Here is a 23,341-nt window from a genome sequence, read left to right as displayed (position 1 = left end):
ACGATCTACCAGGCAGCATCTCGCGCCGGAGCGGTCAGTTGCTCCCGGCCGTGCAGGCGGCACAGCGTCCGCGAACCTCGATCACGGGGCGTTCGGGCGTGAACCCGGCATCGCTCGCCGCCGTGCGGACGGCAGCGGTGATGCTATCGTTGTCTAGGTGAGTGGTAGTGCCGCACGCGTCGCAAACGAGGAAGATGCAGTCGTGACGGCAATTAGGATGCGTGTTCGCGACATACGCATTCTCGCTCTCGACCCGGCGCGCCAAGTTATTGCCGACGAACAGATCGAGAATGCGATACACGCTGTTCGCGGCGACGCGGCGGTCCTGCGCCAGCGAGACCGCCTCGGCGATGTCATAGGCGGAGGCAGGCCGGCTGAACCCGGCGAGCGCGGTGAACACGCTCTCGCGCATCTTGGTCCACTGCTCGCCCGATTGCTCCAGTTGCGCCTGCGCCGCGCGGGTCAGTTCCTCACTGCCGCTCTCAAGATGATCGTGCCCCGCCATGCCGATCGAGATAGGAAGATCGCGACGATGCGGCAAGCGACCGTAGACGGCGCAGCGCTCAGGCGTGGCGATGCCGGTTGAGCGCGTGTCCGGTTGCGAGCACCACCACGCCGGCGATCGTCAGCGCGCTTTCGGCGAGATGATGCGCGCCGTGCGGCACGGTCACCGCCGCGGCCATCATCGTCAGCCCGGCCCCGCCGAGCAGCAGCGGCAGCGGTCGACCGTGCGCCACGACTCCTTTTCCGAACGCGACCGCACCGATCAGGATCGCGAGCACGAGGCCGACCTCGTGGATGAGCGGATTGCCGAGCAGCCCTCCCGCCGTCGACAGGACCGCGACCAGAACCGTGGTCGCGACACAATGCGCCAGACAGGCCGCGGACAGCCAGATCGCCCAACGGTCGAGCCGACTACCCGGCGCCGTCGTGTCGGTCGAGGTGGTGCGCTGCGCCATCGCACCGACATCTAGGCCAGCTTCGACCGAGATACAATATCACATGGGACATTTTGTCTCATCGCCGCGTCATCGACGCCCCGATCCAGGCGGCGTATAGAGGGCGGATGCTTCAGGCGACCCCCGGATATTCGACGACCGCGCGTCCGCTCGCGATCGCGCGCTGGCTATATGCGGTGGCGGCGCTGATCGTCGCGATGGTGGTTGTCGGCGGCATCACGCGGCTGACCGAATCGGGTCTGTCGATCACCGAGTGGAAGCCGGTCAGCGGGATCATTCCTCCGCTCACCACCGCGCAGTGGCAGGCCGAGTTTGCGAATTACCAGCGTATTCCAGAGTATCAGCAGCTCAATCGCGGCATGACGCTCGACGGGTTCAAGGCAATCTTTTTCTGGGAGTATCTCCACCGCGTGCTTGGGCGCGTAATCGGGATGGCGTTCGCGCTGCCGCTGATCTGGTTCGCGCTGCGCCGACGCATCCCAGTTGGCTATGGCTGGCGGCTTACCGCCCTGCTCGCGCTCGGCGGGCTGCAGGGTGCAATCGGCTGGTGGATGGTCGCCTCGGGCCTGTCGGTGCGAACCGATGTCAGCCACGTGCGCCTGGCGGTGCACCTCGTCACCGCGCTGACCATCCTGGCCGGGATCGTCTGGACCGCGCGCGACCTGCGCTCGCTCGCCGCCTCCCCGCTGGAGCGTCCCGCTCACCTTGCGCTCGGGGCCGCCGCCGCGCTGCTGCTGCTGTTCACGCAGATTACTTATGGTGCGTTCACCGCCGGACTCGACGCAGGCTACGCCTTTGCGAGCTGGCCGCTGATGGGCGACACACTGTTCCCCGCGGGCGTGCCCATGCTCAGCCCCGGCGCTGCCAACCTCGTCGACAATCCGATCGTCGTGCAGTTCATCCACCGCTGGCTGGCCTTTGCCGCGGCGGGCGGCCTGCTGTGGCTGGCGTGGCGCACACGGGCGGCCGGTCACCCGCGTGCGGCAATCGCCGTTGCCGCGCTCGTCGTGCTGCAGATCACGCTCGGCATCGCGACGTTGCTGTCGGGCGTGGAGATCGTGATCGCGGTGGCGCACCAGGCGAATGCCGCCCTGCTGCTGATCGCCAGCGTGGTTGCCGCGCACGGGATCAGCACGCCGCGACGCACCGCGGGGTAGTCAGGTATTCCGTTACCCGTCAGCAAAGTGGCGCAAACCTTGACTTGCCGGGCGTACGGCGGCAATTGGCCGGCAACGACGCGCGGGCACCCTCGCCGCGTCGCTTTTCTTTTCGTTGATAAAGGTCACTAGGCCCATGAAGGCGCTGATGAAGACCACCAAGTCGGCCAAGCCGCACGAGGTGGAGAAGAAGTGGCACATCGTCGATGCGGAGGGCCTGGTGGTCGGTCGCGCGGCGGTGGTGATCGCCAACGTGCTGCGCGGCAAGCACAAGACGAGCTTCACCCCCCACGTCGATTGCGGTGACAATGTCATCGTCATCAACGCGGACAAGATCCGCTTCACGTCGAACAAGGCGGAGAAGAAGGTCTATTACAAGCACACCGGATACGCCGGCGGCATCAAGGGCGTGACCGCGGCCAAGGTGCTGGAAGGTCGCTTCCCCGAGCGCGTGCTGGAAAAGGCCGTCGAGCGCATGATCCCGCGCGGCCCGCTGGGTCGTGAGCAGATGCGCCACCTGCGCATCTTCAAGGGCGCCGAGCATCCGCACGAAGCCCAGAACCCCGAGGTTCTCGACATCGCCGGCATGAGCCGCAAGAACAAGGTGGGCGCATAATGTCCGACAATCGCCAGTCCCTTTCCGATCTCGGCGCCGCGCTGCAGCAGCAGTCGACCGCTGCGAAGGACGCGTCCGATAACCAGGCCGACGCTTACATGGCCGGTCAAATCGACGAGCCGGTACAGCGCGCTCCGCTGCGTGCGCAGGAACTCGACAAGTACGGCCGCGCCTACGCCACCGGTCGCCGCAAGGACGCGGTCGCTCGCGTCTGGCTGAAGCCGGGTTCGGGCAAGATCACGATCAACGGTCGCGATCAGGAAACCTATTTTGCGCGTCCGACGCTGCGCCTCGTCATCAATCAGGTGTTCGGCATTACCGAGCGCGAGGGCCAGTATGACGTGATCTGCACTGTCAAGGGCGGCGGCCTGTCGGGTCAGGCCGGCGCGGTCAAGCACGGCATCAGCCAGGCGCTGACCAAGTACGAGCCGATCCTGCGCTCGCCGGTCAAGGCCGCAGGCTTCCTGACGCGCGACCCGCGCGTCGTCGAGCGCAAGAAGTACGGCCGTGCCAAGGCACGCCGCAGCTTCCAGTTCTCGAAGCGCTAAGGTTCAACCTTCCCGGTTGTACATGGGGGCGGTCCGGCAACGGGCCGCCCTTTTTGTTGGCGGTTGGCACACGGCCGATCGGGCAAGCGGCGCTTGCGTAGCCCGCGTTTTCACATGCGAGCCGAACCGTTCACCGAGCTACGTTGCCTAAGCCGCCTTCCGCATTCACAAGTCGAACATGACTGCGATCCAAGCTGCCACATCGACCAACGCCGTCTCACCGACGAAGCGCCATTACGTCTCCCTCGATGGCCTGCGAGGGGTCGCATCGGTCATGGTGGTGCTCTTTCACGTCTTCGAGACGTTCACGAACGGTGATCCGCAGATACAGATCATCAACCACGGCTACCTCGCGGTTGATTTCTTCTTCCTGCTTTCAGGCTTTGTCATCGCCTACGCCTATGACGATCGCTGGGGCGGTATGGACCTCGCCGGATTTCTAAAGCGCCGACTGATCCGCTTGCAACCGATGGTGATCGTCGGAAGCATCTTGGGAGCACTATTATTTACGTTTCAGACTTCTCCTGTGTTTCCAAAGATGCCTGACGTATCGGTAGCGCAGGTGATCGGCGTCATGCTGCTCGGTTTCGTGATGATCCCGCTGCCGAAAAGCGCCGATATTCGCGGGTGGGATGAAATCTATCCGTTGAACGGGCCGCAATGGTCGCTCTTCTACGAATACATCGCGAATGTTCTCTACGCCGTCGCCTTTCGCAAGCTATCCAACCGCGCATTGGCGATGTTCGTTGCGCTGTTTGCTTGCGCGGCCATCTACCTAGCCGTCTTTAGCGTGCGCGGTGATTTCATCGGTGGGTGGGCGCTCGACGCGAACGGTATTCGGATTGGGCTGACGCGTGTCCTGTTCCCTTTCTTCGCCGGCGTATTGATGCTGCGGCTGGGAGCGCGGATCAGTATGCGGCACGCGTTCGCGATCAGCAGCGCGATCCTGATTACGGCCGTTAGCCTGCCGCGTTTCGGCGGGCACGATAATCTATGGCTGAACGGATTGTACGACGCCGTCTGCGTTATCCTCCTGTTCCCGCTAATCGTGGCGATTGGCGCAGGCGACGGTGGAGCGGAGGGCACGTCGCTGCGAGTGGCGCGCTTCTTCGGCAACCTCTCCTTTCCGCTCTACATCACCCACTATCCGCTTATCTACATCTACACGGCCTGGGTTGCGGACACGAAGCCGTCGCCGATACTATCTGCGCTGGTCGGCGCTGGTCTGGTGATCACGGCGGTGATCCTCGCGTTCGCTTGCCTCAAATTGTTCGACGAGCCGGCAAGGCGCTGGTTGGCAACTCGTTTCCTTCGCCGGGCGTGACGGCCGCACGGTGAAGCGATCATAAGGGGCGAGGCTTTCCTCAAGCGACTAAGCAAGCGTTCGCCTGAGCGCGTCGCGCCAGCCGGCGATCAGGGGCGCGCGCGCCTCGGCCGTCATCTTCGGCTCGAAACAATGTTCGCGCGACCACAGACGCTCGAGTTCGTCGAGCCCCGACCACACGCCCGTCGCCAGCCCGGCGTGGAAGGCGGCGCCGCGCGCGGTGGTCTCGAGATCGTCGGGACGCTCGACCGGCACTTCGAGCAGGTCGGTGAGGAAACCGCACAGCCAGTCATTGGCGGCCATCCCGCCGTCGACGCGCATCGTCGCGGGTCGAGCACTGCCGTCCGCGACCATCGCCTCGACCAGGTCCATCGTCTGATAACCAACTGCCTCCAGCGCCGCGCGCGCGAGATGCGCCTGCGTCGCGCCGAGCGTCAGCCCGAAGATCGCGGCGCGCGCGTCCGGGTCCCAGTGCGGCGCGCCGAGTCCCACGAAGGCGGGAATCATATAGACCCCGTGGCTGTCGGGCACCTGCGTCGCCAGATCGTCGGTCTGGCTGGCATGGGTGATGACGCCGATGCCGTCCCGCAGCCACTTGATCGCGGCGCCGGCGACGAAGATCGACCCCTCCAGCGCATAGGTCGTGCGGCCGTCGAGCCGGTACGCCGGCGTCGTCAGCAGCCGGTTTTCCGACGCGATCGCCTCCGCGCCGGTGTTGAGCAGCATGAAGCATCCGGTGCCGTAGGTCGACTTTGCCATACCGCGCGCGAAGCATGCCTGCCCGAACAGCGCCGCCTGCTGGTCGCCGGCGATCCCTGCGATCGGGATGGGCGCGTCGAACAGCCCGTCTGCCGTGTGGCCGAAGACGTGGGCGTTATCGTGCACCTGCGGCAGCAGCGCCATCGGCACGTCGAGCAGGCGGCACATCTGCTCGTCCCAGCAGCCCTCGCGTATGTTCCACAGCAAGGTGCGCGACGCGTTGGTGACGTCGGTCGCGTGAACCGTGCCGCCGGTCAGCCGCCACAGCAGGAACGAATCGACCGTACCGAAGGCGAGTTCCCCCGCCTCGGCCCGCGCGCGCGCGCCGTCGACGTGGTCGAGGATCCAGGCGAGCTTGGTGCCCGAGAAATACGGATCGAGCAGCAGCCCGGTGCGCGCGCGCACGTCGCCTTCCGCGCCCTCGGCCTTGAGCCGCGCGCAGGTGTCGGCGGTGCGGCGGTCCTGCCAGACGATGGCGTTGTGGATCGGCTTGCCGGTGGCGCGGTCCCACACCAGCGTCGTCTCGCGCTGGTTGGTGATGCCGATGCCGGCTATCGCCTCCGCGCCGACGCCGCTCTCGGCGATCGCCTCACGCGCGGTCGCCAGTACGTCGCGCCAGATGTCCTCGGGATCGTGCTCGACCCAGCCAGGCGCGGGATAATGCTGTGCGAACTCGGTCTGCGCGCTGGCGACGCGTTTCGCCGACGCGTCGAAGACGATGCTGCGGGTCGAGGTCGTGCCCTGATCGATCGCCAATATGTGCGTCTTCGCCATCGCTAACCCTCTCAATTACGCAGGTCACAGCAGTCGCGCGCTCCACGTGCTTCCGTCAACACTTTCGTTTTGACGCGTTTTGACTACATACGAAAGCGTAAACGAAAGTGAGCGATATGGCTGAGCCTATTACCTACGACCTGCTGATCGTCGGCGGCGGCATCAACGGTGCCGGCATTGCGCGCGATGCGGCCGGGCGAGGCCTCTCGGTGCTGCTGGTCGAACAGGACGATCTCGCCAGCCACACCTCCTCCGCCTCGACCAAGCTGATCCACGGTGGTCTACGCTACCTGGAGTACGGCGAGTTCCGGCTGGTGCGCGAGGCGCTGATCGAGCGCGAGCGGCTGTGGCGGATGGCGCCGCACATCATCTGGCCGCTCCGTTTCGTGCTGCCGCAGACGCAGTCGCCGCGCCCCGCGTGGATCGTTCGGCTAGGCCTGTTCCTCTACGATCACCTTGGCGGGCGAGAGGAGCTGCCGGGCACCAACACGATTGAGCTGCGCGAGACCGTCTATGGCAACGGACTAAAGGACGCGAAGGGCAAGGCGTTCGTCTATTCCGACTGCTGGGTCGAGGACAGCCGCATGGTGGTACTGAACGCACGCGACGCGGCCGAGCATGGCGCCGCCATCCGCACCCGTACGACGCTCATCGACGCGCGGCGCGACGGCGCGGGATGGACCGCGACGATCGAGGGCGAGCGCGGGCGCGAGACGGTGCGCGCGCGCGCGCTGGTCAACGCGGCAGGCCCGTGGGTCGCCGACGTGATCGGGCGAACGGGCGCGAACCGCAGTGAGCGCGGCGTGCGGCTGGTCAAGGGCAGCCACCTCGTCGTGCCGAAATTGTACGATGGCGACCACGCCTTCATGCTGCAGAACCCCGATCGCCGCATCGTTTTCGCGCTTCCCTATGAAGGTAAGTACACGCTGATCGGCACCACCGACGAACCGTGGGAAGGCGCACCTGCGAAGGCGCAGATCAGCGAGAGCGAAACCGACTATCTGCTCGATACCGCCAACCGCTATTTCACCCACGCCCTGACCCGCGCGGACGTGGCGTGGAGCTACGCCGGTATCCGGCCGCTCTACGACGATCAGGCCGGCAGCGCCTCCGCGGTGACGCGGGACTACGTGCTCGACCTCGACGCCGGCGAAGGCCGCGCGCCGATGCTGAGTATCTTCGGCGGCAAGATCACGACCTATCGCAAGCTCGCCGAGCACGCGCTGGCCGAGCTGTCACCGTTCTTCGCGCAGGCTGGCGCTGCGTGGACCGCGGGCGCGACGCTACCCGGCGGCGACATGGACGATTTCGAACGATTCCTCGCGCATCTGACGCAGGATCATCCCGACGTTGCCCCTGCCCTGCTGCGACGGCTGGCGCGCGCGTACGGGACGCGGGTGTCCCGAATCCTCGACGGCGGTCTGGGTGAGGATCTCGGCGGTGGGTTGACGAGCGCAGAGGTCGACTATCTGGTCGCACAGGAATGGGCGCGTACCGCCGAGGACGTACTCTATCGCCGCAGCAAGCTCGGCCTTCACGTGCCGGATGGCACCGAGGCGCGGCTGACCGCGTATCTGTCCGCGGGATGAGCCAGCCCGCCGACCTCGCGGCCGATCGTCACCGCCGCATCCTCGAGCTCGCGCGCCAGACCGGCAGCGTCTCGGTCGACGCGCTAGCATCCGCGCTCGGCGTTACGCCGCAGACGATCCGCAAGGATCTGAATGATCTCGCCGCGCGCGCGATGCTGTCGCGTGTCCACGGCGGCGCGGTGGTGACCTCGGGCGTCGGCAACCTCGATCACGCAACGCGCGCGGCGGTAGCGGCGGAGGCGAAGGCGGCGATCGGTGCGGCCGCCGCGCGGCTGGTGCCCGATGGCGCGAGCCTGTTCGTCAACATTGGCACCACCACCGAGGCGGTGGCGCGCGCGCTGGTCAGTCACCGCGAGCTGATGGTTATCACCAACAATCTGAATGTCGTCGACATCCTGGCGGGTCGCGACGGTGTCGAAGTAATCGCCGCGGGCGGGCGCGTGCGGGCCAGCGACCGAGCGGTGGTCGGCGCGCTGGCGATGGACTTCATCCGCGGCTTTCGCGTCGACCACGCGGTGATCGGCGCTTCCGCGATCGACCGGGATGGAACGCTGCTCGACTTTGACGTGGAAGAAGTGCGCGTGTCGCAGACGATCATCGCGCACGCGCGCAAGGTGATCCTGGTTGCCGACGCGAGCAAGATCGGCCGCCCTGCCCCGGTCAGGATCGCCGGGCTCGACCACATCGACTATCTGGTGATCGACCGGATCGATCCCGAACTCTTGCGCGCCTGCCGCGACGCAGAGGTGACCGTTATCGAGACCGGCGCGCCTTAAGCTCTACCCGACCCGATCAGTTGGCGATCGCGAACCAGATCGTGTGAACCGCGCCCTTGCCGTTGCTGCGCGCACGCACGGTACGTTCCTCCACCGCGAAGCCCGCCGACGACAGCCGCCGCGCGAAGGCCGCATCGGGTGCCGCCGACCAAACCGCCAGCACGCCGCCGGGGCGTAGCGCCTCGCGTGCCAGGTGTAGCCCACGCATCGCGTAGAGGCGGTTGTTGGCGGCGCGCACCAGCCCGTCGGGTCCATTGTCGACGTCGAGCAGGATGGCGTCATACTCGCCCGGCCCTTCGGCAATCATGTCCGCCACGTCGATCTGCACGACGCCGACGCGCGGATCATCGAGGCAGCCGGCGGTCAGGGCTGCCATCGGCCCTTGCGCCCAAGCGATGATCTCCGGCACCAGCTCCGCCACGGTCACGCGCGCGTCACTGGGCAGCACCGCCAGCGCGGCGCGCAGGGTAAAGCCCATGCCGTACCCGCCGATCAGCAGCCGCGGCGCAGGGCGACCGCCCAGCCGCTCAATCGTCATGGTGGCGAGCGCTTCCTCCGACCCGCTCATCCGGCTGTTCATCAGTTCGTTGCGATCAAGCACGATCATGAAATCGGCGCCGCGCCGGAACAGCCGCAGATCCTCTCCGCCGGGCACGCGCGCGGTGCCGATCAACTCTCTGGGAACCATGATACCTGCCCGCATCCGACGTGAAATCTCGAGTGCGGGTTACCGCCGGTCGCGGCGCTTGGCGACTGTTCAGCCGCGATCGAACCGCAATCTTTTGCCAAAAACGCTTCCTTGCGCTATATCACGCATCGGCAACGCGCCTTTGCGCGTTCTTGGCCCACCCACCAACAATCAGGAATTCATCGACCTTCATGGCTGCGTTCAAGGAACAGGGTTTTCAGGAGCGCGCCGCGCTCGCCGCCAAGGCCAAGCAAGCCGCGATCGAGAAGCTGCGCGCGAAACCGCCGGTCGACGAGGCGGTGCTGGCCGAACAGCGCAAGATCGCGGAGGCACGCGCGGCGGAGCAGGCTCGCGTCAGCGCTGAGAAGAAGGCCGCGCGCGAGCAGGCGGCGGCCGAGAAGAAGGCCGCCCGCGAAGCAGCCGCAGAGGAAGCGCGCCTGGCCGAGGAGGCCAAGCAGAAGATGCGCAAGGTCCCGACCGAGGCCGAGATGAAGGCGGCACGCGACGCCCGCTACGCCGCGCGCAAGGCTCGCCTGAAGCGCTGAACGAGAGCGGCCGCGCCGACGAGTGCGGCCGCTGTGTTTCGGCGCTTGTATGCGATCAACCAGCGCCGAACACGACCGTGTTAGCCAATAAGGCGGCGTACTAAAAAGGTGATGTCCGAGCGTTTTCTTCCCGCTCGTCTTTGCCACGACGATTTGGACAGCACGCATGCACCACGCCGCGTTTACGCAGTTGGTGACCCCTACGGGAATCGAACCCGTGCTTCAGCCGTGAAAGGGCCGCGTCCTAACCGCTAGACGAAGGGGCCGTGAGGCGAGGCGGCGCATTGCGGCAAAAGCGGCGGTGGGTCAAGCCTCTTGTACGCGCATCGCCACGATAATCAGTTCGCCCAGGCGGCATCGTCGAGGTGCAGCTCGGCCGCGGCGCGGCTGCCCCAATCGTCGAGCTTGGCGCGCCCCGCTAGCCAGAGCCGCCGGGTCGGGCCGGCCGCGAGCAATGCCAGCCCGAGCGGCGTGTCGGCGGCACGGAACGCCATTGCCTTGATGCTGCGCCCGTCGTCGCCCGCGACGATCGCGCGGACGTGGCCGTTGCCGACAACGTCGACCTTGATCATACGCACCGGACCGACCGCGACGCGCGGTGAAGGCCAGCCGGTGCCGTAAGGTCCACCCGCCTCCAGTGCCTGCACCAGATCCGGCGTGACGCCGCCGGGGGCGAGCACCGTATCAACCAGCAGCGCGCGGTTCGCCGTCGCCTGCGCGACCGCAGCCGACAGCCGTTCGTCGAGAAAGTCCGCGAGCGCGTCGATCCGGTCGGCAGCGACCGTCAGCCCCGCCGCCATCGCGTGTCCGCCGCCTGCGACAAGCAGTCCGTGTCCCTTCGCCGCCAGGATCGCGGCGCCCAGGTCGACGCCCGTGATAGATCGTCCCGATCCCTTGCCGACGCCATGCTCGTCCAGCGCGATGACGATCGCGGGGCGGCCGAGCTTTTCCTTCAGCCGTCCCGCTACGATGCCGATGACGCCCGGATGCCAGCCCTGCCCCGCAACCACCACCACCCCGCGGTCGGCGACGATATTCGCCTCCGCGCCTTCCTGCACGATCGCCTCAATCGCGCGGCGCTCCTCGTTGAAGCGGTCTAGCTCCGCCGCGATCGCGCGCGCCTCGCCGGCATCCTGCGTGGTGAGCAGCCGCACGCCCAGATCGGCTAGCCCGACGCGCCCACCCGCGTTGATCCGCGGCCCGAGCGCGAAGCCGAGGTCGGTTGCAGTCGGCGCACGCGTCAGCCGCGATGCCTCGATCAGCGCCGCGATGCCCGGATTGCGCCGCGCCGCCATGACCTTCAATCCCTGCGCCACGAACGCGCGGTTCAACCCGCGCAGCTGCGCAACATCGGCAACGGTACCCAGCGCGACGAGATCGAGCAGGTCGAGCAGCTTGGGCTCGGCGCGATCCGTGAAATAACCTCGGGTCCGCAGCACGCGTACCGTCGCGGCGGCGAGCAGGAAGCAGACCCCGACTGCGGCGAGATGGCCGTGCGCGGCGCCGTCGGTCTCGTCGAGGCGATTGGGGTTCACCACCGCGTGTGCGCGCGGCAGTTCGCTCGCGCATTTGTGATGGTCGACGACCAGCACGTCGACCGGCACGTCGGCCAGCGCCTCGAACGCCTGTGCGCCGCAATCGACCGTGACGATCAGCGTCGCGCCCTCCGCCGCCAGCAGTTGCATCGCTACCGCGTTGGGGCCGTAGCCCTCGGTCAGGCGATCCGGAATGTAGACACGCGCGTCACGCTTGAGCGCGCGCAACAGCAAGACAAGCAGCGCCGAGGAGGTCGCGCCGTCGACGTCGTAATCGCCGAAGATCGCGATCTTCTCCCCCGCCTCGACCGCGTCTGCGAGGCGCGCGGCGCCCTTGTCCATGTCGCGGAAGATCGACGGGTCGGGCATGAAGCTGCGGATCGAGGGCGTGCGGTGGTCGTCGAGCGCCTCACGCGTGGCCCCGCGCGACAGCAGGATCTGCGTGACGAGATCGTCAGGTTTGAAGCCCGCGCGCTGATCATCGGCGAGCGCGCGCCAGCGCCATGCCTGCCCGAGGATCGAGCGATCGATGTCCAGAACGTTCCGCATCACCGATAGTTAGCGGAGATGGAGGTTCCGGTCACGTGTCCCGCCGCGGCCGGGTTGGTACGCGGCGATCACGCCTGCCGCATGACCCAGGGGTGCTCGCGAAACCACTTGGTGACGATGTACTTGACGCCCTCCACCACCGGCATGCCCTCGTGCAGCGTGCGCGTATTGGGGCGACCGTCCGCTTCCATGTTGTTCCACGCAAGCAGCATGCCGCGCCGGGGTACCGCGCGGACGCCGCCCTGCGGGAACCAGGTCGCCCCGCCCTCCTCCACCTCGTTCAGGTAGATCATCGCGGTCCAGGTGCGCTGCCCGCCGCTCGCCTGCATTCGCGGCCAGTAGCTCTCGCCCTCGTGGAAGTAATCGTGATGGATGCGGAAATGCTGACCAGGGGCGTAGCGCTGTCCCTGCATCGTCTCACCGTGCGCCGGATCGAGCCCGAGCGCGCCGGCGATCAGTTCGTCGACCGCGCGGATGTCGGGCGCGTCGCGGTCCATGTCGCAGCTGTCGCTGGTTCGGTTCGCGTTTCGCCCGGTGTCGGACAGCAGCGTCGACGGTCGCCGCTGCCGCTCGATCAGCGCGACGAGGTGATCGCACGTCGCGTCGTCGAGAAAGTCGAGGCAGCGATAGGCCTGAATCGTCTCGCTCGGCAGCCGCGTCATGCGCGGATCGGCGTCGAGCCGCACGGCGACCTGCGCGCCGATGTTGGCGCGGGCAGCGGATGGGTGACCTGGGGGTACGCTCGTCGTGGCCATGCCGTCATCCCTCGCAAGCCGCGGCGGGTGAGGCAAGCCTCACCCGCCGGCTCGCTGCCTTACCAGAAGATGTCGTAGATCGTGTCGACCACCTCCCCGGTGTAGACGTCCACCAGCACCGCATCGTTGTAATAGCGTACCCAGCGGTACGGCCCGTAGGGTTCGGGCAGGCGGTAGGCGAACGGATCGTCAATCCAGTAGCTCTGCGCGAACAGCACGGGCGAGAGCCGCGCACCAATGCCGAACCGCTGGTAACCGCGGTTCCACCCATAGGGCGCGTAGTAGCGCGGCAGGCGATAGGCGCCGCGATTGGAACTGCGATAGCCTGACCAGTCATAGCGACGCTGCTGCCGCCAACCGCGATCCCAACCCCGCGACGACGCCCCGCCCCAGCCGGACACACGACCATCTCGCCCCGCGATGCCGCGACGATCGTTCCAGTCGCTCCGCGCGCGCCAGTCTGTTCCTGCTCGCCAGTCGCGTCCGGTCGGGCCGCGATCGCCCCACCCTCGCTGGGTGTCATCGCGACCGCGCCAGTCACCGTTCGGCCTGCGCGCGTCGGGTCCAAGCCTATCGCCGCGCTGATCCTCGAAACGTCGATCCTCCAGCTGCGGACGGCCCGGGGCATCGCCGCGGTCGCCGCGCGACCAACCCTGCCCGCGGTCGGGCCGCTGCGCCCCATCGCGCGCGTCGCGGTTCCAGTCGCGGGTCGGGGCCGGCACCACTGCGCGTTCGCCGCCGCGGTCGGGACGTGGTCCGCCATCGGCGCGCGGACCGCGATCGTCGCGACGCCACTCGCCGCGGGCGGCCCCCTCAGGCCGATCGGGTCGCTGCCAGCCGCCGCGATCGCCACTCCGCTCCGCTCCCGTCGGTCGCTCGGGACGACCCTGCGCCTCGACCCGCGCCTGCATGCGCGCGCGCATCATGTCGCGCACCGACCCGTCCTGCGCACTCGCCACACCCGGCACGATCCCCGCCGCCGCCGCGAGCAGCCCGGCAACCAACGACCTGATCATCTTGCTACGCACTCCCACACGCCAGCCGACCGGCCGGCCCCGCCACGGATGCTGCCCGGCGGATCCGGTCAGCGACGGTGCAGTGATGGGCTCGGCGTGTCGAACCGTTGCTGAACTGATGCGTCAGCTAAATGAAAGCTGCGCAGTCAGCTGCTCACACGCTCGACGATGATCGCCGGCGCCATGCCGCCCGCCGCGCACATGGTGACGAGGCCGTAGCGCTTCTCCTGCCGTTCCAGCTCGTCGACGATCGTGCCGATCAGGATCGCGCCCGTCGCGCCGATCGGGTGGCCGAGCGCGATCGAGCCGCCGTTGACGTTGACCTTGTCACGATCGAGCGCGAGATCGCGGATGAACTTCTCGGCCACCACCGCGAATGCCTCGTTGATCTCCCACAGGTCGATGTCGTCCTTCGTCAGCCCCGCCTTCGCCAGCACCTTCTTCGCCGCGGGCACCGGCGCGTTGAGCATCAGCGTCGGATCGTCGCCGACGTTCGCCATTGCGACGATCCGCGCGCGGGGTTTGAGACCGTGCTTTTCGGCATAATCCTTCGACGCCAGCAGCACCGCCGCCGCGCCGTCGACCACGCCAGAGGAGTTACCGGCATGATGGAAATGCCGGATGTCGAGGTCGGGGTAGCGCCGGTTGATCTGCTTGCGGAAAGTGTCGCCGTCCTTGTTATAGGGCATGTCCGCCATTGCGGCGAACGAGGGCTTGAGCGCTGCCAGCCCTTCCGCCGTCGTCTGCGGACGCGGATATTCGTCGTGGTCGAGTATCACATTGCCGTCGTCGTCGGTCACCGGCACGATCGAGCGATCGAAGCGCCCCTCGTCGATCGCGACCTTGGCGCGCCGTTGCGACTCGAGCCCCAGCGCGTCGAGCGCCTCACGGTCGATCCCCTCCATGCTCGCGATCGCGTCGCCGCACACGCCCTGATGCGACTGCGGGTGGCTGAGGTTCAGACGCTCGTTGCCCGATCCCATCCCGAGCATCGGCTTGCCCGACGCCATGTCCTCCTGCATCATCGCCGCGGTCAGGCTCATCATCTCGGTACCGCCCGCGATGACGAGGTCCTCCATGCCGCTCATGATCTGCGCGGCGGCGAAGTTCACCGCGGTGATGCCGCCGCCGCAAAAGCGATCGAGCGTCGTGCCCGACGCCTTCACGTCGTACCCTGCATCCAGCGCCGCCATCCGGCCAAGGTCACCGCCTTGGTGCCCGCGCTGCGTCGAGGTCGACCAGATGATGTCGTCCACCTCCGCCGTGTCGATCGCGTTGCGCTCCGCTATTGCCTTAAGCACCGTGGCGGCGAGGTGCTGCGGATGCAGGTGCGCGAGCGCTCCTTTCCCTTGCTTGCCAATTCCGCGCGGGGTGCGAACCGCGTCGATGATGTAAGCCTCGGCCATCGTCGTTCCTCTCTCGCCAGACAAGCGCAGGCGGCGCTTTACCGCTTCGCCGATCTCGCATAACCTTCGTTATGGTAGCAGGCATGTCAAGCGACGCGGATATGGCGACAGGCAATGCGGTGAAGGAAGCGGCCCCCGCCCGCTCGCCCGATCTGACGCCCGCGGCGTGGCTGGAGGCGGGTCAGTCGCTGCTTCGGCGCGGAGGGCTGCGCGCGCTCAAACTTCGCCCACTCGCGGAGGAGCTGCGCGTATCGACCGGCAGCTTCTACCATCACTTCCGCGACTTCGACGATTACCAGGGCAAGCTCGCGCACTATTTCGCGGAGGATCAGGTCAGCGACCTGATCGGCGCGCTGGAACGCGCAACGCCCGATCCGATCGCGCGCATTCGCCTGCTCGGCCAGACGGTGCGTCGCCGCGGATCGTCGCGGCTGGCCATCGCGATGCGTGCCTGGGCGGAAAGCGATCCGCGCGCACGCGCAGCGGTCGAGCGACACGACACGCTGATGCTCGACTTCCTCTCGCGCTGCCTGACCGCGGCCGGGTTCACGCGCGCGGAGGCGGAAATCCGCGCCTACGGCCTGATCACGCTGGGATTGAGCAAGGTACATGCGCCGCACTTGAACATTGCGACGCTGTTCGACGACCTGCTCGACATCATGATCGCGCGGGCGCCGGTGCCGTGAAGGCGCTGCGCGTCTCCACGCTGACGCCTGACCTATCGGGCGTGTCGCTCGAGGAGGTGCCCGCGCCCGAGCCGCGCACCGGACAAGTCCTGATCCGCGTCCGCGCCGCCGCGCTCAACTACCCCGACCTGCTGATGACGCGCGGCGACTATCAGCTCAAGCCTGAACTGCCGTTCGTGCCGGGCATGGAGGTGGCGGGTGAGGTCGTCGCCGGCGACGGCTTCACGCCAGGCGAGGTGGTGGTCGCGGGCACGCGGCTGGGCGCATTCGCCGAGCTGGTCGCCGTCGACGCGGGCGCGGTCAGGCGCAAGCCCGCGCACCTGTCGTTTGAGCAGGCCGCCTGCGTCGGTGCGGCTTACCTGACCGCCTATGTCGCGCTGGTCCGGCTAGCGCGAGTCGAGGCCGGCGAGTGGGTGCTGGTACACGGTGCGACCGGCGGCGTCGGCTGGGCCACGGTCGACCTCGCCCGCGCGCTGGGTGCCCGCGTGATCGCCACCGGGCGCGACCCAGCAAAGCTTGGTGTATTGGCGCGCGAGCAGCCGGGAACGATCACGCTGCCGGTGCCGGACTTTCGCGAGCGGGTGAAGGAGATCGCCGGCGGCGGCGCGGACGTGATCGTCGATCCGGTCGGCGGCGACGTGTTCGACGAATCCGTGCGCTGTATTGCGTTTGGCGGACGGCTGTTGGTGGTCGGCTTCACCTCCGGGCGGATCGCGGACGTTTCCACCAACATGCCGCTGATCAAGGGATTTTCGGTCATCGGCGTTCGCGCGGGCGAGTACGGCCGGCGTTTTCCGGCGCGCGGACGCGAGAACCTGGATGCGATCTGGCAGCTGGCGGAGGCGGGACGGATCACGCCCCGGATCGAGCGCGCGCTGCCGCTAGCCGACTGGCGCGAAGCGTTCGAAGCGATGCGCGACAGCCGCGTCGTGGGAAAGATGGTGCTGGTACCCTGAGGTTGGATGCACACGCGATCTCGCCGGATGAGGAGAAGAAGTGATGCCCGGATACGATTACGTCATCGTCGGCGGCGGCTCGGCCGGCTGCACGCTCGCCGCGCGCTTGAGCGAGGACCCGGCGGCGAGCGTCTGTCTGATCGAGGCCGGCGGCACCAACAAGGAGATGCTGGTGCGGATGCCCGCCGGCGTCGGCAACCTGATCAAGGCCAAGGGCAAGCACAATTGGGGCTTCTGGACCGAGCCGGAGCCGCACCTGAACAACCGCCGTTTGTGGTGGCCGCGCGGACGCGGGCTCGGCGGATCGTCGTCGATCAACGGCATGATATACACCCGCGGACACCCGCGCGACTATGACGACTGGCGACAAATGGGGATGTCCGGCTGGAGCTGGGACGACGTGCTGCCCTATTTCCGTCGGCTGGAGGGGCATCATGGTGGCGAGAGCGGCGGCCTGCACGGCGACGCAGGCCCTTTGCACGTGTCGGCGGGCGAGAGCGACAGCCCGTTCCACGACGCGCTGGTCGAGGCGGGACGCCAGGCGGGTTACCCCGTCACCGACGACTTCAACGGCGCCGAGCAGGAAGGCTTCGGCCGCTACGACCTGACGATCAGCAACGGGCAGCGCTGGTCCGCTGCCGCGGCCTATCTGCGCCCCGCCTTGTCGCGTCCCAACCTGACCGTCATCACCGACGCGCGCACGTCGCGGATCGTGGTCGAGCGCGGGCGTGCGGTGGCGGTCGAATACCTGCGCGGGCGTGAACGCGCGCTGGTCGAGGTAGTGGGCGAATTGCTGCTCGCCGCGGGTGCCGTGCAGTCGCCGCACATCCTGCAACTGTCCGGCATTGGCAACGCCGCGGACCTGCGCGACGTGGGTGTGACGCCGGTCCACGACCTGCCGGGCGTCGGTCAGAACATGCAGGATCACCTGGACGTCATCATGAACTGGACGACGCGCGGAATCGTCACCGGCTATTCGGCGACCCGCGGGCTATCGATGCTCAAGACCGGCGTGAACTACGCGCTGCGCGGACAGGGATTGGGGCGGCAGCAGTTCCTCGAATCGGGCGCGTTCCTGCGCTCACGCGAGGGGCTTGAGCGGCCCGATGTGCAGATCCACGGCGTGCTGGCGATCATGCGCGACCACGGACGCACGCAGGTGAAGGAGGACGGCTTCTCGCTCCACCTGTGCCAATTGCGCCCCGAGAGCCGCGGACGCATCGCGCTCGGCTCGGCCGATCCGACCGCCGACCCGCTGATCTTCGCCAACTATCTCGCCTCACCCGAAGATCGCCGCGTGCTGCGCGAATGCGTCAAGATCGGGCGCGACGTGGCGAGCCAGCACGCGCTCGACCCTTACCGCGTCGACGAAATCTATCCAGGTCCGCAGGTGCGCAGCGACGAGGAAATCGACGCCTGGGTCCGCGCCACCGCAGAGACAATCTACCACCCGGTCGGCACGTGCAGGATGGGGGCGGACGGTGACGCGGGCGCGGTAGTCGACGGCACCTTGCGCGTGCTCGGGATCGATCGGCTGCGCGTCGTCGACGCCTCGGTCATGCCGACGCTCGTCGGATCGAACACCAATGCACCAACGATCATGATCGCGGAAAAGGCCGCCGACATGATCCGGGGAAGAGCGTTGGCAGCGGCTGCCTGACGTGCCGCCGGGCGGCTCTGCCTAAGCGCAGATGGCGTACAGTCGTGCGATCAGGTCGTCGCGCGTGAACGGTTTGCGGATCACGCGCTCGTCCGGCACGTCGCGGATCGCGTCCGCATCGGCGTAACCGGTAACGAACAGAACGGGCAGCCCCGGCCAGCGTTGCTGTGCCAGCGTTCGGAACTGCGCGCCGTTCATCCGCGGCATCGCGAAATCGGCGACCACTGCGTCGACGCGCCCAATCTCTTCCATCGCGTCGAGCGCGCCCTGCCCGTCCGCTGCCTCGATCACGCGGCAGCCGGCGTCGCGCAGCGTGTCGGCGGTGACGCCGCGCACCGCATCCTCGTCGTCCAGAACCAGGATCGTACGACCCGACACGTCGAGCAGCCCGGTCGTCGCCAGCTTCGGTGCGGCCGTAATCGCGGTCCCTCGCGGCAGGAACACGCTGACCGTCGTTCCGCGCTCGACCGCGGTGTCGATCCGTACGCCGCCGCCCGATTGCTTGGCAAAGCCGAACACCTGCGCGAGACCCAGGCCCGATCCCTTGCCGACTTCCTTGGTGGTAAAGAACGGCTCGAACGCGCGCGCCAACACCTCCTCGCTCATGCCGGTACCGGTGTCGGTCACCGACACGGCGACGTAGTCCCCCGCCGGAGGTTCCTCCGGCCGCTCGGGCGCCCCGCGCGACACGTTGGCCGTCGCGACGGTCAGCGTGCCGCCGTCGGGCATCGCGTCGCGCGCGTTGATCGCGAGGTTAAGGATGATGAGTTCGATCTGCGTCGGATCAACCAGCGCGGGCCACAATCCGTGGGCCGGCGTCGTCTCAATCGCGATCGCGCGGCCGAGCGTGCTCTGCATCAGCGCGCTCATCCCCGACACGGTGGTGTTGAGATCAACCGTCTTCGTCTCAAGGTGCTGGCGGCGCGAGAAGGCGAGCAGCTGCGCGGTCAGCGTCGCGCCGCGCTGCGCGGCGGTGCGGACGTGATCGAGCCGCTGCAGCGTGCGCTCGTCGAGGCCGGCGCTCCGGACGGTACGCGCAATCACGTCGACGTTGCCGAGCACGACCGTCAGCAGATTGTTGAAATCATGCGCAACGCCCGAGGTCAACTGCCCCACCGCCTCCAGCCGCTGTAGCTGGTGCAACGTCTCCTCAACGCGCTCGCGCTCACCGATCTGCTCGCGCAATTCGGCGGTTCGGTCAGCGATCCGCGCCTCCAGCGCCTCGCCGGCCAGATGCGCGTCGGTCACGTCGATCGCGCAGCCGACATGGCCCAGGAACGCGTCGCCGACGAGGTGTGGGCGGACCTCGACATGGATCCAGCGCGTCTCACCCCCCGCGGTGCGTACGGGATAGTCACGGCCGAGCGACTTGCGCTGCTCGAGAAAGAGCGGGCGCGCGGCATCGAGTGCGCGTGCGTCGGCCTCGGTCAAGACAGCCGCCCAGCCCTCGCGGAGCATGCGTTCGGGTGCGATACCCAGCATCGTCTCGAACCCGCGATTGACGAAGACGAGGCGACCGTGCTCGTCCGACATCCACACCAGCGCCGGCAGGCTGTCCGACAGCGCGCGAAAACGCCGCTCGCTTTCCTTCAATTGCTCGCCGTCGACCTTTCGGCGGGTGACGTCGATCAGGCTGCCGAGCGCGCGGGTGCAGCGCCCGCTCGTGTCGAAGAAGCCGCGCCCCTTGGCGGTCAACCAACGCACCTCTCCGCTGTCGGCGCGAACGATCCGGTACTCGACATCGTAACCCGCGCGCCGATCGGGATCGGTCGTCGCCTCGAGCGCGGCGCGCACCATGTCGCGATCGTCGGCGTGAACGCGCGCGAAGAAGTCGTCGATCGTCACCGGGCGGTCGAGCGGCAGACCGAAGATCGTCTTGGTGCGCGACGAGCAATTGAGCAGGCCGGTCGCCACGTCGACGTCCCAGGTCCCGATCTCCGCCGCCTCGGTCGCGAGTTCGAGCGACTCGCTGCTGGCGAGCAAAGCTTCCTCGGCACGGTGCCGCTCGGTTACGTCGACCCCTTCGATGAAGACTCCCGTAACAGCGCCTGCGGCATCCTTGATCGGTTGGTAGACGAAGTCGAGCAGCCGCTCCTGCTCGGACTGCCCGTGCGCTGTTTCGATCCGCAGCGTGCGGTTCTGCCCGAAAAAGGGCGTTCCCGTCGCGACCACGGTGTCGAGCAATTCGGCGAAGCCCTGCTCGACCGCCTCGGGCACCGCCTCCGCCAGCGTGCGCCCGACAACCTCGCGGCCGCCGACCAGCCGCCGATACGATGCATTGGCGAGTTCGAAGCGGTGGCCCGGTTCCCGCAGCACCGCCATGAAGCTCGGCGCGGCGTCGAACATCTCCGCCAGTCGCGCGTGATCCTCCGCCACCGCTCGCGCGGCGCGCACGCGCTCGGTCGTCTCCGACACGATGCACAGCACGCCCCCCACACCGCCGTTCGCCAGCGGGATGGCGGAATAGGAGATGTCGAAGAACACCTCCTCGCCGAAGCCGTGCCGTTCGATGTAGAACGGCCGGTCCTTGGCGGAATAGGTCTGCCCGGTCGTGCGCACATGGTCGAGCAACGGCTCGAGATCATCCCACAACTCGCGCCATGCCTCACGTGCGGGACGTCCCAGCGCGGCGGGATGCTTGTCGCCGATCGTCGGCGCGTAGGCATCGTTGTAGAAAGCGACGTACTCCTCGCCCCAGAACAGCACGATCTCGGCCGCGGCGGGCAGCAGCAGCGCGACCGCATTGACCAGCTCGACCGGCCAGCCTTCGATCGGCCCAACCGGCGAGCGGGTCCAATCGTGGGTGCGGATGCGCTCACCCATCTCGGAGCCGGCGAACAGGGCAATCGGGGGGCGAAGCTCGTTCATCGTAATGCCAGGATTTAACGGGGGGCACGACGCGCGCAAGTTGCCATTTGCCTCGGCGAGCGCCTAACGCCTTGTGCTATGAGCGAACGTTTCCGGTCGATCCACCATCACCGCATGCTGCGCGTCGCCGCCGCGACCCCGCCCGCGAGCGTCGGCGATGCCGTCGCCAACGCACAGGCGGCGATCGCGCTTGCCCGGCAGGCGCACGAGCAGGCGGTCGACCTCGTCGTCTTCCCCGAACTGAACCTCACCTCCTACGCGATCGACGATTTGCACCTGCAATCGGCGATGCAGTCGGCAACGCTCGCGGCGCTTGAGGCGGTACGCGCGGCTAGCGCCGAGTTGCGCCCCGTTCTGCTGGTCGGTGCCGCGCTGGTGCGAAACGGGCGGCTGTACAATTGCGCGGTCGCGATCGCGCGCGGACGCGTGTTGGGCGTCGTGCCCAAGACGTTCCTGGCCAATTACCGCGAATATTACGAGAAGCGCTGGTTCGCGAGCGGGATGGGGCTGACCGGGCTCGACATCCACATCGGCGACGAGCGCGTGCCGTTCGGCACCGACCTGATCTTCGCCGCCGACGATTTGCCGCACTTCGTCTTCCATGCCGAAATCTGCGAGGATTACTGGGCTCCCACGCCGCCCTCGACGAGCGGCGCGCTGGCGGGCGCGTTGGTGTGCTGCAACCTGTCCGCCTCCAACGTCGTCATCGGCAAATCGCGCGAGCGGATGATGCTGTCGGCGTCGCAGTCGGCGCGTGCGATCTGCGCCTACGTCTATTCCGCCGCGGGTCCGGGCGAGAGCACCACCGATCTCGCCTGGGACGGACAGGGCAGCGTCCACGAACTGGGCGAGCTGCTCGCGTCGTCCAGCCGCTTTGCCCGCGCGCCCGAACTGCTCGTCGCCGACGTGGATTGCGAACGGCTGATCCAGGAGCGATTGCGCAACGGTACGTTCAACGACGCCGCGCGCGCACTCGGCTCGCCCGAACTCGGCACACGCCGTGTCTCCTTCGCGCACCGGCCCGATTTCGCCGATGTCGGCCTGCGCCGCGCGATCCGCCGCTTTCCCTTCGTGCCCAATACCCCGGACAAGCTCGATGAGGATTGTTTCGAAGCGTTCAACATCCAGGTCGAGGGCATCGCTAAGCGATTGCAGGCAGTCGGCGCCGAACGGCTGGTGATCGGCGTCTCGGGCGGGCTCGATTCGACCCACGCGCTGATCGTCGCGGCGAAGGCGCTCGACCGGCTCGGTCGTCCGCGCTCCGACATCCTCGGCATCACGATGCCGGGCTTCGCCACCAGCGAAGGCACCAAGGACAACGCCTGGGCGCTGATGCGCGCGCTCGGGTGCGAGGCGGAGGAGATCGATATCCGCCCGGCCGCGACGCGGATGCTCGCCGACATGGGGCATCCGTTCGGCCGCGGCGAGCCGGTCTATGACGTGACGTTCGAGAACGTGCAGGCGGGCCTGCGCACCGATTACCTGTTCCGCATCGCCAACCAGCGCGGCGGGCTGGTGGTCGGTACCGGCGACCTGTCCGAACTCGCGCTCGGTTGGTGTACCTACGGCGTCGGCGACCAGATGAGCCATTACGCGGTCAACGCGGGCGTGCCGAAAACGCTGATCCAGTTCCTGATCCGCTGGGCGATCGGCACCGACCAATATGATGCGGAGACCGACCGCGTGCTGGAGGCGATCCTAGGCACGGAGATTTCGCCCGAGCTGGTGCCGGGCGAGCAGTTGCAGAGCACCGAATCGAAGATCGGACCCTACGCGCTCAACGATTTCTTCGCGCATTACGTGATCCGCCACGGGCTCGCTCCGTCCAAGATTGCGTTCCTCGCATGGCACGCGTGGCAGGATGTGAGCGCCGGACGCTGGCCAATCGGATACCCTGAGGAGGCGAAGACCGCTTACGATCTCGCCACGATCAAGCATTGGCTCGAACGGTTTCTGTTCCGCTTCTTTCAGATCAGTCAGTTCAAGCGGTCGGCGATCCCCAACGGGCCCAAGGTATCCGCAGGCGGCGCGCTGTCGCCGCGCGGCGACTGGCGCGCGCCGTCCGACGGGACCGCCAAGGTGTGGCTCGACGAACTCGCGGTCAACGGACCGTAATGCGGCGCCGTTGAACCTCCGCCCGCGCTACCCGTTGCCGCAAAAACAGGCGGAGAACGG

Annotated in this window: 20 protein-coding genes and 1 tRNA gene; 11 read left to right on the top strand and 10 right to left on the bottom strand. The window is 67.5% G+C overall.

From position 1 onward, the window contains the following. Positions 1-34: 34 nt before the first annotated feature. Positions 35-505: a Fur family transcriptional regulator gene (locus BMW51_RS13845; RefSeq protein WP_093007452.1), complete on the bottom strand. Its 471-nt coding sequence runs from the start codon at positions 503-505 to the stop codon at positions 35-37. A gap of 58 nt (positions 506-563) precedes the next feature. Then, the gene (locus BMW51_RS13840) at positions 564-959 is read right to left on the bottom strand and encodes a MerC domain-containing protein (RefSeq protein ID WP_093007450.1); all 396 of its coding nucleotides are present in this window, start codon (positions 957-959) and stop codon (positions 564-566) included. A gap of 107 nt (positions 960-1,066) precedes the next feature. Between BMW51_RS13840 and BMW51_RS13835 the strand changes: the two genes are divergently transcribed. From BMW51_RS13835 to BMW51_RS13820, 4 genes are all read left to right on the top strand, one after another. Next, the gene (locus tag BMW51_RS13835; protein ID WP_177171684.1) at positions 1,067-2,116 is read left to right on the top strand and encodes a COX15/CtaA family protein; all 1,050 of its coding nucleotides are present in this window, start codon (positions 1,067-1,069) and stop codon (positions 2,114-2,116) included. Between the two features lie 136 nt (positions 2,117-2,252). Continuing rightward, a complete protein-coding gene (rplM, locus tag BMW51_RS13830) occupies positions 2,253-2,732 on the top strand; it encodes a 50S ribosomal protein L13 (RefSeq protein WP_093007448.1) in 480 nt (159 codons plus the stop codon). Then, positions 2,732-3,280: a 30S ribosomal protein S9 gene (gene rpsI / locus BMW51_RS13825; RefSeq protein WP_093007446.1), complete on the top strand. Its 549-nt coding sequence runs from the start codon at positions 2,732-2,734 to the stop codon at positions 3,278-3,280. The genes rplM and rpsI overlap by 1 nt, the downstream gene beginning before the upstream one ends. Before the next feature lie 178 nt (positions 3,281-3,458). Further along, the gene (locus BMW51_RS13820) at positions 3,459-4,604 is read left to right on the top strand and encodes an acyltransferase family protein (RefSeq protein WP_093007444.1); all 1,146 of its coding nucleotides are present in this window, start codon (positions 3,459-3,461) and stop codon (positions 4,602-4,604) included. Between the two features lie 48 nt (positions 4,605-4,652). On the opposite strand, the gene glpK is transcribed toward BMW51_RS13820, so the two are convergent. Then, the gene (glpK, locus tag BMW51_RS13815; protein WP_093007442.1) at positions 4,653-6,137 is read right to left on the bottom strand and encodes a glycerol kinase GlpK; all 1,485 of its coding nucleotides are present in this window, start codon (positions 6,135-6,137) and stop codon (positions 4,653-4,655) included. 116 nt (positions 6,138-6,253) lie between these two features. Between glpK and BMW51_RS13810 the strand changes: the two genes are divergently transcribed. Both BMW51_RS13810 and BMW51_RS13805 read left to right on the top strand, forming a co-directional pair. Further along, positions 6,254-7,726, top strand: a complete 1,473-nt coding sequence (locus BMW51_RS13810) for a glycerol-3-phosphate dehydrogenase (RefSeq protein ID WP_093007440.1) — start codon at positions 6,254-6,256, stop codon at positions 7,724-7,726. Further along, positions 7,723-8,502, top strand: a complete 780-nt coding sequence (locus tag BMW51_RS13805; RefSeq protein WP_093007438.1) for a DeoR/GlpR family DNA-binding transcription regulator — start codon at positions 7,723-7,725, stop codon at positions 8,500-8,502. The genes BMW51_RS13810 and BMW51_RS13805 overlap by 4 nt, the downstream gene beginning before the upstream one ends. Positions 8,503-8,518: 16 nt before the next feature. On the opposite strand, the gene BMW51_RS13800 is transcribed toward BMW51_RS13805, so the two are convergent. Beyond that, positions 8,519-9,190: a spermidine synthase gene (locus BMW51_RS13800; RefSeq protein ID WP_093007436.1), complete on the bottom strand. Its 672-nt coding sequence runs from the start codon at positions 9,188-9,190 to the stop codon at positions 8,519-8,521. A gap of 191 nt (positions 9,191-9,381) precedes the next feature. Between BMW51_RS13800 and BMW51_RS13795 the strand changes: the two genes are divergently transcribed. Continuing rightward, complete coding sequence (locus tag BMW51_RS13795) at positions 9,382-9,735, top strand: DUF6481 family protein (RefSeq protein ID WP_093007434.1); 354 nt, start codon at positions 9,382-9,384, stop codon at positions 9,733-9,735. A gap of 191 nt (positions 9,736-9,926) precedes the next feature. Here the strand turns inward: BMW51_RS13795 and BMW51_RS13790 are convergent. The 5 genes from BMW51_RS13790 to BMW51_RS13770 form a co-directional block, all read right to left on the bottom strand. Next, a tRNA-Glu gene (locus tag BMW51_RS13790) sits at positions 9,927-10,001 on the bottom strand. A 72-nt stretch (positions 10,002-10,073) separates the two neighbouring features. After that, a complete protein-coding gene (gene recJ / locus BMW51_RS13785) occupies positions 10,074-11,819 on the bottom strand; it encodes a single-stranded-DNA-specific exonuclease RecJ (RefSeq protein WP_093007432.1) in 1,746 nt (581 codons plus the stop codon). Between the two features lie 68 nt (positions 11,820-11,887). After that, entirely contained in the window at positions 11,888-12,574 is a 687-nt protein-coding gene (locus tag BMW51_RS13780) for a prolyl hydroxylase family protein (RefSeq protein ID WP_093007430.1), read from the bottom strand. Between the two features lie 59 nt (positions 12,575-12,633). Continuing rightward, positions 12,634-13,590: an RcnB family protein gene (locus tag BMW51_RS13775; RefSeq protein WP_245708553.1), complete on the bottom strand. Its 957-nt coding sequence runs from the start codon at positions 13,588-13,590 to the stop codon at positions 12,634-12,636. A gap of 146 nt (positions 13,591-13,736) precedes the next feature. Further along, positions 13,737-14,996: an acetyl-CoA C-acetyltransferase gene (locus tag BMW51_RS13770; RefSeq protein WP_093007428.1), complete on the bottom strand. Its 1,260-nt coding sequence runs from the start codon at positions 14,994-14,996 to the stop codon at positions 13,737-13,739. An 83-nt stretch (positions 14,997-15,079) separates the two neighbouring features. On the opposite strand from BMW51_RS13770, the gene BMW51_RS13765 reads away from it, so the two are divergent. From BMW51_RS13765 to BMW51_RS13755, 3 genes are read left to right on the top strand one after another with little or no spacing between them, the layout of a single operon-like run. Then, complete coding sequence (locus tag BMW51_RS13765; RefSeq protein ID WP_245708546.1) at positions 15,080-15,682, top strand: TetR/AcrR family transcriptional regulator; 603 nt, start codon at positions 15,080-15,082, stop codon at positions 15,680-15,682. Further along, the gene (locus tag BMW51_RS13760; RefSeq protein WP_093007425.1) at positions 15,679-16,638 is read left to right on the top strand and encodes an NADPH:quinone oxidoreductase family protein; all 960 of its coding nucleotides are present in this window, start codon (positions 15,679-15,681) and stop codon (positions 16,636-16,638) included. Before BMW51_RS13765 ends, BMW51_RS13760 begins: the two co-directional genes overlap by 4 nt. A gap of 43 nt (positions 16,639-16,681) precedes the next feature. Next, on the top strand, positions 16,682-18,298 hold the full coding sequence (locus BMW51_RS13755) for a choline dehydrogenase (protein WP_093007423.1): 1,617 nt from the start codon (positions 16,682-16,684) through the stop codon (positions 18,296-18,298). 21 nt (positions 18,299-18,319) lie between these two features. Here BMW51_RS13755 and BMW51_RS13750 read toward each other — a convergent pair whose 3' ends face one another. Further along, on the bottom strand, positions 18,320-21,166 hold the full coding sequence (locus tag BMW51_RS13750; protein ID WP_093007421.1) for a PAS domain-containing hybrid sensor histidine kinase/response regulator: 2,847 nt from the start codon (positions 21,164-21,166) through the stop codon (positions 18,320-18,322). Positions 21,167-21,244: 78 nt separating this feature from the next. Between BMW51_RS13750 and BMW51_RS13745 the strand changes: the two genes are divergently transcribed. Beyond that, positions 21,245-23,281: an NAD(+) synthase gene (locus tag BMW51_RS13745; RefSeq protein WP_093007419.1), complete on the top strand. Its 2,037-nt coding sequence runs from the start codon at positions 21,245-21,247 to the stop codon at positions 23,279-23,281. Positions 23,282-23,341 lie beyond the last annotated feature (60 nt).

This window comes from Sphingomonas palmae (genome assembly GCF_900109565.1).
Lineage (GTDB): Bacteria > Pseudomonadota > Alphaproteobacteria > Sphingomonadales > Sphingomonadaceae > Sphingomonas > Sphingomonas palmae.
Note: the sequence above shows the minus strand (reverse complement) of the source record. Positions and strands in the feature narration are given on the sequence as shown.

What these genes read in the sequence shown, in the direction of transcription:
- glpK (WP_093007442.1), bottom strand. Translation starts at nt 6,137, where the DNA reads ATGGCGAAGACGCACATATTGGCGATCGATCAGGGCACGACCTCGACC.
- BMW51_RS13745 (WP_093007419.1), top strand. Translation starts at nt 21,245, where the DNA reads ATGAGCGAACGTTTCCGGTCGATCCACCATCACCGCATGCTGCGCGTC.
- recJ (WP_093007432.1), bottom strand. Translation starts at nt 11,819, where the DNA reads ATGCGGAACGTTCTGGACATCGATCGCTCGATCCTCGGGCAGGCATGG.
- BMW51_RS13845 (WP_093007452.1), bottom strand. Translation starts at nt 505, where the DNA reads ATGGCGGGGCACGATCATCTTGAGAGCGGCAGTGAGGAACTGACCCGC.
- BMW51_RS13795 (WP_093007434.1), top strand. Translation starts at nt 9,382, where the DNA reads ATGGCTGCGTTCAAGGAACAGGGTTTTCAGGAGCGCGCCGCGCTCGCC.
- BMW51_RS13810 (WP_093007440.1), top strand. Translation starts at nt 6,254, where the DNA reads ATGGCTGAGCCTATTACCTACGACCTGCTGATCGTCGGCGGCGGCATC.
- BMW51_RS13765 (WP_245708546.1), top strand. Translation starts at nt 15,080, where the DNA reads ATGTCAAGCGACGCGGATATGGCGACAGGCAATGCGGTGAAGGAAGCG.
- rpsI (WP_093007446.1), top strand. Translation starts at nt 2,732, where the DNA reads ATGTCCGACAATCGCCAGTCCCTTTCCGATCTCGGCGCCGCGCTGCAG.
- BMW51_RS13755 (WP_093007423.1), top strand. Translation starts at nt 16,682, where the DNA reads ATGCCCGGATACGATTACGTCATCGTCGGCGGCGGCTCGGCCGGCTGC.
- rplM (WP_093007448.1), top strand. Translation starts at nt 2,253, where the DNA reads ATGAAGGCGCTGATGAAGACCACCAAGTCGGCCAAGCCGCACGAGGTG.
- BMW51_RS13820 (WP_093007444.1), top strand. Translation starts at nt 3,459, where the DNA reads ATGACTGCGATCCAAGCTGCCACATCGACCAACGCCGTCTCACCGACG.
- BMW51_RS13770 (WP_093007428.1), bottom strand. Translation starts at nt 14,996, where the DNA reads ATGGCCGAGGCTTACATCATCGACGCGGTTCGCACCCCGCGCGGAATT.
- BMW51_RS13800 (WP_093007436.1), bottom strand. Translation starts at nt 9,190, where the DNA reads ATGGTTCCCAGAGAGTTGATCGGCACCGCGCGCGTGCCCGGCGGAGAG.
- BMW51_RS13840 (WP_093007450.1), bottom strand. Translation starts at nt 959, where the DNA reads ATGGCGCAGCGCACCACCTCGACCGACACGACGGCGCCGGGTAGTCGG.
- BMW51_RS13780 (WP_093007430.1), bottom strand. Translation starts at nt 12,574, where the DNA reads ATGGCCACGACGAGCGTACCCCCAGGTCACCCATCCGCTGCCCGCGCC.
- BMW51_RS13775 (WP_245708553.1), bottom strand. Translation starts at nt 13,590, where the DNA reads ATGATCAGGTCGTTGGTTGCCGGGCTGCTCGCGGCGGCGGCGGGGATC.
- BMW51_RS13835 (WP_177171684.1), top strand. Translation starts at nt 1,067, where the DNA reads ATGCTTCAGGCGACCCCCGGATATTCGACGACCGCGCGTCCGCTCGCG.
- BMW51_RS13750 (WP_093007421.1), bottom strand. Translation starts at nt 21,166, where the DNA reads ATGAACGAGCTTCGCCCCCCGATTGCCCTGTTCGCCGGCTCCGAGATG.
- BMW51_RS13805 (WP_093007438.1), top strand. Translation starts at nt 7,723, where the DNA reads ATGAGCCAGCCCGCCGACCTCGCGGCCGATCGTCACCGCCGCATCCTC.